The sequence below is a fragment of the Citrobacter sp. RHBSTW-00599 genome (assembly GCF_013784065.1).
GTDB lineage: Bacteria > Pseudomonadota > Gammaproteobacteria > Enterobacterales > Enterobacteriaceae > Citrobacter > Citrobacter braakii.
Map to the genome: position 1 here is coordinate 5,016,921 of NZ_CP056717.1, position 12,654 is coordinate 5,029,574.

General features: G+C 53.5%; 10 protein-coding genes and 4 tRNA genes. 4 read left to right on the forward strand and 10 right to left on the reverse strand.

Features of this window, described 5'->3' with window-relative positions:
* The first annotated feature begins 366 nt into the window (after nucleotides 1-366).
* Genes hemC through hemY form a run of 4 tightly spaced genes read left to right on the forward strand, consistent with a single transcriptional unit; the run spans nucleotide 367 to nucleotide 4,444 of the window.
* Nucleotides 367-1,308 carry a hydroxymethylbilane synthase gene (hemC, locus tag HV243_RS24235; protein ID WP_016157846.1) on the forward strand — a complete coding sequence of 314 codons (942 nt, stop codon included), beginning with the start codon at nucleotides 367-369 and terminating at the stop codon, nucleotides 1,306-1,308.
* Nucleotides 1,305-2,045 carry a uroporphyrinogen-III synthase gene (gene hemD, locus HV243_RS24240; RefSeq protein WP_016155122.1) on the forward strand — a complete coding sequence of 247 codons (741 nt, stop codon included), beginning with the start codon at nucleotides 1,305-1,307 and terminating at the stop codon, nucleotides 2,043-2,045. The genes hemC and hemD overlap by 4 nt, the downstream gene beginning before the upstream one ends.
* 21 nt (nucleotides 2,046-2,066) lie before the next feature.
* Nucleotides 2,067-3,242, forward strand: a complete 1,176-nt coding sequence (hemX, locus tag HV243_RS24245; RefSeq protein ID WP_053389013.1) for a uroporphyrinogen-III C-methyltransferase — start codon at nucleotides 2,067-2,069, stop codon at nucleotides 3,240-3,242.
* 2 nt (nucleotides 3,243-3,244) lie between these two features.
* Nucleotides 3,245-4,444 (forward strand): protoheme IX biogenesis protein HemY, encoded by a 1,200-nt coding sequence (hemY, locus tag HV243_RS24250; RefSeq protein WP_016155120.1) that lies wholly within the window; start codon nucleotides 3,245-3,247, stop codon nucleotides 4,442-4,444.
* Between the two features lie 459 nt (nucleotides 4,445-4,903).
* Here the strand turns inward: hemY and HV243_RS24255 are convergent.
* The 10 genes from HV243_RS24255 to rffA all read right to left on the reverse strand — a co-directional run bounded on the left by HV243_RS24255 (nucleotide 4,904) and on the right by rffA (nucleotide 12,654).
* Nucleotides 4,904-4,980, reverse strand: a tRNA-Pro gene (locus HV243_RS24255).
* A gap of 41 nt (nucleotides 4,981-5,021) precedes the next feature.
* Nucleotides 5,022-5,107: transfer RNA gene (locus HV243_RS24260), tRNA-Leu, on the reverse strand.
* A 20-nt stretch (nucleotides 5,108-5,127) separates the two neighbouring features.
* Nucleotides 5,128-5,203, reverse strand: a tRNA-His gene (locus HV243_RS24265).
* Nucleotides 5,204-5,260: 57 nt separating this feature from the next.
* Nucleotides 5,261-5,337 (reverse strand) — tRNA-Arg (locus HV243_RS24270).
* Nucleotides 5,338-5,439: 102 nt separating this feature from the next.
* Nucleotides 5,440-6,825: an amino acid permease gene (locus tag HV243_RS24275; protein WP_016155119.1), complete on the reverse strand. Its 1,386-nt coding sequence runs from the start codon at nucleotides 6,823-6,825 to the stop codon at nucleotides 5,440-5,442.
* 278 nt (nucleotides 6,826-7,103) lie between these two features.
* A complete protein-coding gene (gene wecG / locus HV243_RS24280; protein ID WP_053389658.1) occupies nucleotides 7,104-7,844 on the reverse strand; it encodes a lipopolysaccharide N-acetylmannosaminouronosyltransferase in 741 nt (246 codons plus the stop codon).
* The gene (wzyE, locus tag HV243_RS24285; RefSeq protein WP_047358751.1) at nucleotides 7,844-9,199 is read right to left on the reverse strand and encodes an ECA oligosaccharide polymerase; all 1,356 of its coding nucleotides are present in this window, start codon (nucleotides 9,197-9,199) and stop codon (nucleotides 7,844-7,846) included. The genes wecG and wzyE overlap by 1 nt, the downstream gene beginning before the upstream one ends.
* Nucleotides 9,196-10,275 carry a TDP-N-acetylfucosamine:lipid II N-acetylfucosaminyltransferase gene (locus tag HV243_RS24290; RefSeq protein WP_053389657.1) on the reverse strand — a complete coding sequence of 360 codons (1,080 nt, stop codon included), beginning with the start codon at nucleotides 10,273-10,275 and terminating at the stop codon, nucleotides 9,196-9,198. Before HV243_RS24290 ends, wzyE begins: the two co-directional genes overlap by 4 nt.
* Complete coding sequence (wzxE, locus tag HV243_RS24295; RefSeq protein WP_019078442.1) at nucleotides 10,272-11,522, reverse strand: lipid III flippase WzxE; 1,251 nt, start codon at nucleotides 11,520-11,522, stop codon at nucleotides 10,272-10,274. The genes HV243_RS24290 and wzxE overlap by 4 nt, the downstream gene beginning before the upstream one ends.
* A gap of 1 nt (nucleotide 11,523) precedes the next feature.
* Nucleotides 11,524-12,654 (reverse strand): dTDP-4-amino-4,6-dideoxygalactose transaminase, encoded by a 1,131-nt coding sequence (gene rffA, locus HV243_RS24300; protein WP_016155114.1) that lies wholly within the window; start codon nucleotides 12,652-12,654, stop codon nucleotides 11,524-11,526.

Here is a 12,654-nt window from a genome sequence, read left to right on the forward strand (position 1 = left end):
TGTTGTCGATTGCTGCGGCACAAGCGCTCACAATAATCGTCATCAATTCGGATAAACCGTATGTCAAAAATAACCGTTACCTGTTTTTTCGCCCATATTTTTTTATGCTGTACAGCCGAAAAAATGGTCTAAAACGTGATCAATTTAACACCTTGCTCATTGACCGTAAAGAAAGATGCGCTACATACAAGTGTAGCACCGTTCGTTACGTGTAAATTCCTTCATACGGTCGGGAGGTTTCTCGTCATTATTCACTGCCAGTGATGATGCAGCGCCTTTTCCTCTCACTCACGTTTGAGCGTAACGCTGACATCCCTTTGATAAGGATGTTAGGATGGTCAATGATTGATAATGACGGTAACAAGCATGTTAGACAATGTTTTGAGAATTGCCACACGCCAAAGCCCCCTTGCGCTCTGGCAGGCACATTATGTCAAAGACGCCTTAATGGCAAACCACCCCGGTCTGATCGTGGAACTGGTTCCGATGGTAACCCGTGGCGATGTGATCCTTGATACCCCGCTGGCGAAAGTCGGGGGGAAAGGGTTGTTTGTTAAAGAGCTAGAAGTCGCGCTGCTGGAAAAACGCGCCGATATCGCCGTGCATTCTATGAAGGATGTGCCGGTTGAGTTCCCTGACGGTCTTGGACTGGTCACCATTTGCGAGCGAGAGGATCCGCGTGATGCTTTCGTCTCAAATAAGTACAACACGCTGGATGAACTCCCGGCAGGCAGTATCGTCGGGACATCCAGTTTGCGTCGCCAGTGCCAGTTGGCAAAGCGTCGCCCGGATCTCGTCATCCGTTCGCTGCGCGGCAACGTAGGTACGCGTCTGAGCAAACTGGATAACGGCGATTATGACGCCATTATTCTGGCGGTCGCCGGATTAAAACGTTTAGGTCTTGAGTCGCGAGTCCGCACCGCTCTGCCGCCGGAAGTCTCCCTACCCGCTGTCGGGCAAGGCGCAGTTGGCATAGAATGTCGACTGGATGATATGCGCACTCAGGCGCTGTTAGCGCCGCTCAACCATGAAGAGACGGCGCTGCGCGTCAAAGCCGAACGCGCCATGAATACCCGCCTGGAAGGGGGATGTCAGGTCCCTATCGGCAGTTATGCAGAACTCATTAACGGTGAGATTTGGCTGCGGGCGCTGGTCGGCGCGCCTGACGGTTCGCAGATGGTATGCGGAGAACGTCGCGGCGCCGCGCAGGAAGCTGAACAGATGGGCATCTCTCTGGCTGAAGAGCTGCTGGAGAACGGTGCGCGCACCATTCTGGCTGAAGTTTACAACGGAGAAGCCCCCGCATGAGTATTCTGGTCACCCGCCCGTCTCCCGCAGGGGAAGAGTTAGTGAGCCGTCTGCGCACACTGGGGCAGGTGGCCTGGAGCTTTCCGCTCATCGAGTTTTCGCCCGGTCGGGAACTGGCAACGCTTGCTTCCCGACTGTCGGCGCTGACGGAAAACGATCTGGTCTTCGCCCTCTCGCAGCACGCCGTCACCTTTGCAGATGCCGAACTTCAGCAACAAGGGAAAAGCTGGCCCTCCCTTCCGCGTTATTTTGCCATTGGTCGCACAACGGCGCTGGCGCTGCATACCGTTAGCGGTTTCAATATTCACTACCCTCTGGATCGGGAAATTAGCGAAGTCTTGCTACAATTACCTGAATTACAAAATATTGCGGGAAAACGCGCGCTTATATTACGCGGCAATGGTGGCCGTGAGCTGATAGGTGAAACCCTGACAGCACGCGGAGCTGATGTCGATTTTTGTGAATGTTATCAACGCAGTGCAAAATATTACGATGGTGCAGAAGAAGCGATGCGCTGGCAATCTCGTGGTGTGACCACGGTGGTTGTCACCAGCGGAGAGATGCTACAACAGCTCTGGTCGCTCATTCCGCAGTGGTATCGTGAGCACTGGTTACTACGCTGTCGGCTGCTGGTCGTCAGTGAGCGTCTGGCGCACCTCGCCCGGGAACTGGGCTGGCAAGATATTAAGGTCGCTGATAACGCCGACAACGATGCGCTACTACGCGCATTACAATAACTCTCATAATGGGATGCCATAATGACGGAACAAGAAAAATCCTCCGCCGTGGTTGAAGAGACCAGGGAGGCCGTGGAAACCACGTCACAGCCAGTCAATACTGAAAAAAAGAGTAAGAACAGCACGGCGCTGATTCTGAGCGCAGTGGCGATTGCTATTGCGCTGGCTGCAGGCGTTGGGCTGTACGGTTGGGGGAAACAGCAGGCAACAACGCAGACAGCAACCAGCGATGCGCTGGCGAACCAGCTTACGGCGTTGCAAAAAGCGCAAGAAAGCCAAAAAGCTGAGCTGGAAGGCATTATTAAGCAGCAGGCAACGCAGTTGGATGAAGCCGCTCGCCAGCAGGCCGCGCTGGTCAAACAGCTTGACGAAGTCCAGCAAAAAGTCGCCACTATCTCCGGCAGCGATGCCGGGACATGGCTGCTGGCGCAGGCTGATTTTCTGGTGAAACTGGCCGGTCGCAAATTATGGAGCGATCAGGACGTTACTACCGCCGCGGCGCTGCTGAAAAGCGCTGACGCCAGTCTGGCGGATATGAATGACCCAAGCCTGATTACCGCCCGTCGCGCGATTACCGACGATATCGCGAGCCTCTCTGCGGTGACTCAGGTCGACTATGACGGCATTATCCTGAAAGTGAATCAGCTCTCTAACCAGATTGATAACCTGCGTCTGGCCGACAACGACACCGACGATTCGCCGATGGATTCCGACAGCAGCGAGCTTTCCAGCTCGATCAGCGAATGGCGCATCAATCTGCAAAAAAGCTGGCAGAACTTTATGGACAGCTTTATCACCGTTCGCCGTCGTGATGAAACCGCCGTCCCGCTGCTGGCACCGAACCAGGACGTTTACTTACGTGAAAATATCCGTTCTCGCCTGTTAGTGGCCGCCCAGGCCGTGCCGCGTCATCAGGAGGAAACATATCGCCAGGCGCTGGAAAACGTCTCCACCTGGGTGCGCGCCTACTACGACACCGACGATGCAGCCACCAAAGCTTTCCTTGAAGAGGTAGACCAACTGAGCCAACAAAGCATCAGCATGGACGTACCGGAAACGCTGCAGAGCCAGGCGCTTCTCGACAAGCTCATGCAGACCCGCGTACGTAATTTACTGGCACAGCCTGCCACAGCGCCGGTTGCAGCAGCTCCTGCGCCTTCAGCTGAAACTCCGGCAACTGCGCCGCAAGGAGAATAATGATGCTAAAAGTATTATTGCTCTTTGTGCTATTGATCGCCGGGATCGTTGTCGGTCCAATGATTGCCGGTCATCAGGGCTACGTACTGATCCAGACGGATAATTACAATATCGAAACCAGCGTGACGGGTCTGGTGATCATTCTGATCGTCGCAATGGTCGTCTTGTTTGCGATTGAATGGCTGCTGCGCCGAATTTTCCGCACTGGCGCGCATACCCGCGGATGGTTTGTCGGTCGGAAGCGTCGTCGCGCCCGTAAGCAGACGGAGCAGGCGCTGCTCAAGCTGGCAGAAGGCGATTATCAGCAGGTTGAAAAGCTGATGTCGAAAAACGCCGATCATGCAGAACAGCCGGTAGTGAATTACCTGCTGGCGGCAGAAGCGGCTCAACAGCGCGGTGACGAAGCACGTGCCAACCAACACCTTGAGCGTGCTGCCGAACTGGCCGGAAATGATACGATCCCGGTAGAAATCACTCGCGTTCGCCTGCAGCTGGCGCGTAATGAAAATCACGCCGCGCGCCACAGCGTAGATAAACTGCTGGAAGTGACGCCACGTCATCCGGAAGTGCTGCGTCTGGCTGAACAGGCCTACATTCGTACCGGTGCATGGAGTTCGTTACTGGATATCATTCCATCCATGGCAAAAGCGCACGTGGGTGATGACGAGCACCGCGCGATGCTGGAACAACAGGCATGGGTTGGTCTGATGGATCAGGTTCGCGCCGATCAGGGCAGCGAGGGGCTACGTGCATGGTGGAAAAACCAGAACCGTAAAACCCGTCACCAGGTTGCCCTGCAGGTAGCAATGGCTGAACATCTGATTGAGTGTGACGATCATGATACGGCACAGCAGGTCATCATTGATGGTCTTAAACGCCAGTATGACGACCGCCTGGTGCTGCCGATCCCGCGTCTGAAAACCAACAACCCGGAACAGATAGAAAAAGTGTTGCGCCAGCAGATTAAAGCCGTCGGCGATCGCCCATTACTGTGGAGCACGCTGGGCCAGTCGCTAATGAAGCACGGCGAATGGCAGGAAGCCACGTTCGCCTTCCGTGCCGCTCTCAAACAGCGTCCAGATGCCTATGACTACGCCTGGCTTGCTGACGCGCTGGACAGACTGCATCAGCCAGAAGAAGCCGCCACCATGCGTCGTGATGGCCTGATGTTGACGCTGCAGAACAACAATCCCCCGCAGTAATTCCCTCTTGCCCGGTGACGCTTCGCTTACCGGGCCTACCGTTATTTCATATACACCAAATCATTCGAGATGCTTCGAGGCGACTTGAAGGATGAGGTGTATATGCATAAAAAAACGCCCGCTCTTTTGGAGCAGGCGCTAAACAGGTCTGTATGACAACATAAATGGGTGCTTCACTCAACGTTATGTCCATGGTGTTTGATGAGGCCAGAGCGACATCTGTCTGTGGACGATAAGCACCGTAAACGGCTCTGCATCATTCCTGAGTTTATGAGGCCAGATGGCGAACATAAGAGATGGAATGAGCATCTACCCGTATATTATTGCACAAGGCATGCCACGATTGCACTGCAAAAACAATGGAACCGGACTTTTTAAGACATCAGGAAATTCGGGGAAATAAAGGCTGAGAAGGGAAAATCAGAAAACAAAAAACCCCGCCGAAGCGGGGTTCAAAATTGGTCGGCGAGAGAGGATTCGAACCTCCGACCCACTGGTCCCAAACCAGTTGCGCTACCAAGCTGCGCTACTCGCCGTTTTACTGCTTTTTGAATTTTTAGTTCAATTCTTTAAGTCGTGGTGCGAGGGGGGGGACTCGAACCCCCACATCCTAAGGACACTAACACCTGAAGCTAGCGCGTCTACCAATTCCGCCACCTTCGCATTTCACAACTTTAAATTAATGGGGTGGCTAATGGGATTCGAACCCACGACAACTGGAATCACAATCCAGGGCTCTACCAACTGAGCTATAGCCACCACTGCAAATCTTTTACGCGGTATTAAAACCACCGCAGCTCCGGCACCATTACTAAATGGTGCGCCCGACAGGATTCGAACCTGAGACCTCTGCCTCCGGAGGGCAGCGCTCTATCCAGCTGAGCTACGGGCGCTTAGCGCCGTTGCGGGGCTGGATATTACGGAGGTCTCGGTCTGCTGTCTAGTGCTTTTTTAAAATAAATTATCGTTTGGTCATGGTTTGTGCGTTTTGTCGCTTATTCCTGCAATTTTTGGGCTGTGCCATGACGATTCAGGCCAAAAACCTTATAAATGAGCGTCACGGCCAGTAAGAAGATAATGCCAACAAACAGCGACATTCGGGTATCTTCATTAAAGTACATGCCGATTAATACGCAAATCAGGAACGCCATCGTCAAATAGTTCGCCCACGGGAAAAGAATCGAGCGGAAAGGATGACTGGCGATCGCCGCTTTATGCGCCTGACGGAAACGTATCTGGCTTATCAGGATCACAAACCACGGCACCATCCCCGGCAGCACGCTGGCGCTATAGACATAAACGAACACACGCTGCGGGTTGGGAATGATGTAGTTCAGGCACGAACCAACCAGCAGGATCGCGATAGAAATAGCCACGCCGGCAACCGGCACGCCCTGGCGCGAAACTTTTCCAACGGCGGCAGGTAACTGGCGATTCTTTGCCAGCGCGTAAAGCATACGCCCACAGCTGTACATCCCACTGTTACAGCCCGACAGCGCCGCCGTCAGGACCACAAAGTTAATAATCCCTGCCGCGGCGGTAATACCAATCTTGGCAAAGGTCAAAACAAACGGGCTACCGTTACTGCCAATCTCATTCCACGGGAAAATAGTGACGATAACAAAAATCGCACCGACGTAGAAAATCAGAATACGCCACAGCACTTTCCCTACTGCACTACGCAGCGTGACCTGCGGATTCTTCGCTTCACCCGCAGTAATGCCGATCAGCTCCACACCCTGGTAAGAAGCCACGACAATACACAATGCCGTCAGGAAGCCCTTCCAACCACCAGCAAAGAAGCCGCCATGCTCAGTCAGGTTGCCAAAGCCGATCGCCTGACCGCCATTGCCAAAACCGAAGAAAATCACCCCTAATCCAATGACGATCATCACAATGATGGTGGTCACTTTAATCATGGCAAACCAGAACTCAATTTCACCATACAGACGAACCGCGGCGAGATTTGCCAACGCAACCAGTCCGACAGCAATCAGTGCGGGTATCCATTGTGCCATTTCCGGGAACCAGAACTGGACGTACACCCCGATGGCGGTAATCTCCGATATCCCCACCGCCATCCACATAAACCAGTATGACCAGGCAGTGAGATAACCAAAGAAGGGGCTCATATAACGATGGGCGTAAACAGCAAATGAACCGGCAACCGGCTCGAGGAATAACATCTCCCCCATAGAACGCATAATGAAAAAGACGAACAGCCCGGCGACGATGTATGCCAGCAGAACCGAAGGTCCCGCCCATTTCAGGGTACTGGCGGCCCCCATAAATAGCCCGACGCCAATAGTCCCCCCAAGGGCAATTAATTCGATGTGACGAGCCTCCAGCCCACGCTGTAGCTCAGGTTTGTTCTCGGCCATAAATCCTCTTGTTGTGTTTGCATACTGTCCGGTATTACCGGTTCTCGTTATGGGTACATCTTGTTATGCCATAACAGGCCATACGGCACCGACCGCTTAACGGTTGGCGTCAAAAACACCACGGCACTGCAATGATTGTTGCGAATGGTTTCCTAAAATCGCTTAAATGGCAATTAAAGCATTCAAAAAATAAATAGATTGTGCGAGAAAGCAGCGATTATGTTGTGAATAAGTAGCGTAATTAGCAGATCACGCTACTTATCAAAGGAGGGAGGGCGTCAGAGGTTGCCGGTATAGTGCCAGCGGAGATAGCGTAATAAGCGAAGTTGACGAGTGATACGGCTTGGCTGCGACAATAAGCGATACAGCCACTCCAGCCCCAGACTCTGCCAGATTCGCGGCGCACGCTTAACGTGACCGGTAAAGACGTCGTAGGTACCACCGACGCCCATATACAGCGCTTCAGGGTGAATCTTCCGGCAGTCACGCATAAAGATCTCTTGTTTCGGCGAGCCCATCGCCACCGTCACAATCTGCGCACCGCTAGCGTGGATACGTTCAAACAATGCCTGACGCTGGTCCGGGGTAAAATAACCGTCCTGACTGCCTACAATGTTCACGCGCCACTGGGCACGCAGTTTGGTTTCCGTTTGCGCCAGAACTTCAGGCTTGCCACCAATCAGGAAAACAGGCGTTCCTTCCTGCCCGGCTCGCGCCATAAGCGCTTCCCAAAGATCAGCCCCTGCCACGCGTGAAACCTGCGCCTGCGGAAATTTTTTGCGCACTGAGCGCACCACGCTAATCCCATCCGCATATTTGAACTCAGCGGCGTTGATCAGATCCCGCACTTCAGGGTTATCTTCTGCCGTCAGCATCTTCTCAGCGTTGATTGCCACCAGCGTTCCTGACCTGAGATGTCCCTCGGCAAACAGGTAATTTAGCGCATGCTGCATATCGCGCCAGCCAATCAATTGTAGCCCGCGCAGCGAGTAGAGTGGCGCAGTTGTGTTATCTGTCATTACGATCCTTCAATCTGTGTCCGGGGCAGCGATTTGATTCGTTTATGGATGAGTCCCGCACTATCGAATAGCCAAAACAGCAGTTTTGCCACCAGCAGACACACGCCGAAAATCACGAGGAAAAAGACCACTCGCGAGACAAACGAATCCAGCCCTTCACGTGCCAACACGATCATATTGAAAATAGCGCCAAAACAGAAACTGTGCAGAATCGCCGCCTTGTAGCGATTGGTTTCGCAGTTGCCTAACTCATACAGCCAGTCAAACCACTTGATGATGAGTCCAACGACAATCGCGCCTAACGGGATAAACAGCGCCCCGCCCATCACCACCAGTGAACCAATTAACGTCGGCGAAATCGCCAGACCTGAGTGGTTGTTCAACACTTCCCAGGTAAAGTAGTTCGCTGAGTTGAGGACAATACTCGGCCGCCCAGGCCACAGCCAGGAAGGGATAAAGACGTAGAAGTCACGGACAATCGGCGCCAGCCCCTGAAACTCAATATTGTGGTAATTTTGCAGCAACAGCGCCAGATTCTCCCACGGCGAGAAGGTGTCGCGCGTGAGGTACAGGAAGGTATAGAACGCCTCGTCGCCGCTAACGTTCATCCCATAGCGCTTCAGCGCCAGCCAGAACATCCCGACGATACCCAGCACGCCCGCGGCGGCTAGCATCCACAGCGAAATCCAGCCGCGAATGATGCCGATAAACAAGAAGATGGCAAACGCAATGATGATATTGGCGCGCGTCCCGCCAACAATCATATAGGTCAGCAAACCAAACGCGACGGTACTCACCAGGAAGAATAACCACGCTTTGCTGTCCTGACGCAGGAAATAGACCACCAGCATTGCCGGAATGAAGAAGTAGAAGAAACGCTTCAGAGCGACGCCAGAGACTTCACTGGAAAAAATTTGGCTGTAGGATTGCAGTCTGAACAGCAGGAATCCGTTGTGCATAAAGAAGACGCCCACGCTCACCAATGCAATCGCCATCAGGATAACCCAGGTCAAATGCGCTTCAACGCGATTGATGGTAAATAGCGGCCTGCGTGGCTTATCCTCGACTCGCTTGCGAAGGCGTGTTTTATACGTCACGTAGTAGACGGCATAGAAACAGGCGGCTGACAGCAAGGCCTGCAGCAGGATCTCCGGCGGAGCAACTGCCACATCAAAACGGAACACCAGTATGCTGGTCAACGGGAACCCGAAGAAGAACGTCAGCAAAAACAGCAGTGAGAAGAAAACATTGAAGTTAAAACGCACGCGGCGGAATTCAAACCAGGTCAGCGTGGCGATAAACAAGGTGGAGAGCAGCCATACCACCAGCAGACCGCTAAATTGCATCAGGCTCATACGGTTTCTCCTGAAGCAATACGCAACGCGTTGTGCCACGGCTGCAGATAATTCGGGCTAAAGAAGGTGATTGAATTTTTATCTACCGATGCCAACTGGCGCTGCGCTTCGCGTACGACGCCTTCACTGAGCTCATCAGTGGTAAATAACACCGGGAGATTCTGTTCCACCATATCCTGCCAGAAGGGATTTTCACGGTTGAGCACGCACGGGATACCGGCCTGAATCAGCAAACACAGGGTACCGATCCCCTGCTGACGGGCAAAAATAAAGTAACCCAAATCACACTGACGTAATAATGTCAGATAGGCATCAAATTCCAGCTTTTCACTTAAAATTTGCAGATTCTCAGCGCTAAACAATGCCAGGCCGGCCTGACGAACCTCGTCGATATAAGCCGCATTATTGGCGGGGTACCCCATCGGCACAATCACATTCACCGTGTCGCCGAACTGCTGATGGACGGCGCGTAGCGCGGCAATATGCTCATTGCTGCGATCGCCAGAGTTGCCAACCAGCACCGTCATCTTGCCGCTGCGCTGACACGCGTTGCTCATATTATTGAGCGAGGGATCCATCCGCGTTGGGAAATAGAGCAACTCGCCACGCACGCGCGGATGCTGTTCGGCGAAATAGCTCAAATCACCCCGCGTGGCAAATACGCAGCCCACACGATTCTGCGCCATACGGCGAATGGGGTAAAACAGGCGAAATTTCAGTCCACTGGAGACTTCATATAAATCCGCGCCCCAGATATGCCAGTAAAACTGCTCCGGTTTAATTCCCCCGCTCAGCAGCGCTAACCACAGGCTGGTGTTGAACTGACCGTGGAAGAAAAAACGCTGTTGGCGATCCGCTTTTGCTTTCGCGATAACCGCTTCAGCCAGCGCCTTTTTCCCACCATAGAAGCTTAGCGATAACGCCGGGCAGTTCTCTCTGAATCCGGCATCCTGACCTGCAACCATAAACGTGCGCGCGTGCTCGCTCATCGCGGCCAGCGAGTCGTTGAAAAACCGCAGCACGGTTTGGTTATGGTGAGGGATATCCGATCCCAGAACGTGAATCAGTACAGTCATACCCGCCTACGCCAGAGTAAAAACACGCCACAACAAAGAGAGAAATAGACAATGTACGTTGCCATGTAAGCCTGTGCCGCGCCCAGCGCACCATGTGCAGGGATCAGCCAATGTGCAAACGCCGTCAATAACATGAACTGGCTAATTTCTGCCAAGATATAAAACCGCAGCGACGCTTTCGCGATCACCAGATAACCGAAAACATAGGCGCCGACTTTCAGCACATCACCGACCAGTTGCCAGGCGAACAGGTCGCGCATGGCGGTGAATTTAGCGGAGAAAAGCAGCCAGATAGCAAAATCGCGCAGTAGCCAGACGGTAAAGCTTGCGGCAGCAACCGCCGGCAGCACGAATTTCAACGACTTGATCACTTCGCGTGTAATGTCGCGCTTTTCAGTCAAACGCGACAACGTCGGCAGCAAGTAAACGCTGAATGAGGCGGTGATAAATTGCAGATAAGCATCGGAGATACTGCTCACCCCCTGCCAGATCCCCACATCATCCCAGCTGTACTGCGCCGCCAACAGGTTTCGCATCATCACGTATGCCACTGGCAGCGTTACGGAGGTAATCAGCGCCATCAGCGTAAACTTGCTTAACTGCCCTGCCAGACCGTTATCCCACGAGGGTTTCAGGTAATGCAGGGGGATAGTCCCACGCTTAATCAGCATTATCGCGGCAGGGATAACGACCAGCGCAGGTACCAGCGCCAGGCCCAGCAAGGCGCCTTCATACCCTCCCAGGCGATAACAGCCATAATAAGCCGCTACACCCACCAGGCTCCCCACAATCAACGACAGCGCGTTACCCGCCGCATCGCGGAAGCCCTTCATCAGCGCCAGCAGCAGGTTCGCCCAGGCAATGCCCATCTGCACCAGCGCAACCAGTCGAACCAGCCCCTGATAATGAGTATGACCAAATAATCCCTGACTGATAGGTGCGGCCGCCAGCAAAAAAATCACCGCCATCAGCGTAGAGAATCCCAGCACCATCGCGGAAGATGTTCCGACCACCTTACGGAGCCGGGCCGGATCGTCATGATGCTGCGCAACGTATTTCGTGACGCCATTGAAAATGCCGGCCCCCGCCAACACGCCAAGCACGGTGACCATCTGGCGGAAGTTACCCGCCTGCCCCACGCCTGCCGGGCCAAACGACACCGCCAGCAACTTCACAACCAGCAAACCTGCGCCAATTTTTACCAGCGTACTGGCCGCCGTCCATAAGGACGCTTTTGCAAGCGACATATCAGGCGAAGTAGTTGAGTAAGGTCGTAATGACTGTTCGCTGGTTCACCGGCGACAGATTGTAGAACAGCGGTAAACGCAGCAGGCGTTCGCTCTCTTTGGTGGTGTAACGATCAACACCGGCAAACACGCCGAATTTATCGCCAGCCGGGCAATCATGCAGCGGGATATAGTGGAACACCGCCATAATTTCAGCTTCTTTCAGGAAGTTAATCAACGCCGTGCGATCGTCGATATCGCGCAGTTTGATGTAAAACATATGGGCATTCTGTACGCAACCCTCCGGTATCGAAGGCAGCTCAATACGCCCGGCACGCGCCAGCGGTTCCAGGGCATCGTAATACTTTTGCCACAGCGCCAGACGCTGCTGGTTAATACGATCAGCCGCTTCCAACTGCGCCCACAGATAAGCCGCCTGCAGATCGGACATCAAATAGCTGGAACCGATATCACGCCAGGTATACTTGTCTACCTGGCCGCGGAAAAACTGACTACGGTTAGTCCCTTTTTCACGGATGATTTCTGCACGCTCGACTAATTTTTTATCATTAATCAGCGTCGCTCCACCTTCCCCGCCTGCGGTATAGTTTTTGGTCTCATGGAAGCTAAAGCAGCCGATGTGACCAATCGTACCAAGCGCACGCCCCTTGTAGGTCGACATGACGCCCTGGGCGGCATCTTCCACCACATACAGGTTATGTTTAGTGGCCAGCCCCATGATGGTATCCATTTCGCAGGCCACGCCCGCGTAATGTACCGGCACAATAGCGCGGGTTTTATCGGTGATCGCCGCTTCAATCAGCGTTTCGTCAATGTTCATGGTATCCGGGCGGATATCAACAAAGACAATTTTCGCGCCGCGCAACACGAAGGCATTGGCCGTCGAGACAAACGTGTAGCTCGGCATAATGACTTCATCGCCAGGCTGGATGTCCAGCAACAATGCCGCCATCTCAAGCGATGCGGTGCAGGAGGGCGTCAGCAGCACTTTCTCACTGCCAAAATGCTGCTCCAGCCACTGCTGACAGCGACGGGTAAAGCCACCGTCACCACACAGTTTGCCGCTATTCATCGCAGACTGCATGTAATCGAGTTCAGTTCCCACCACCGGCGGTGCATTAAATGGAATCAT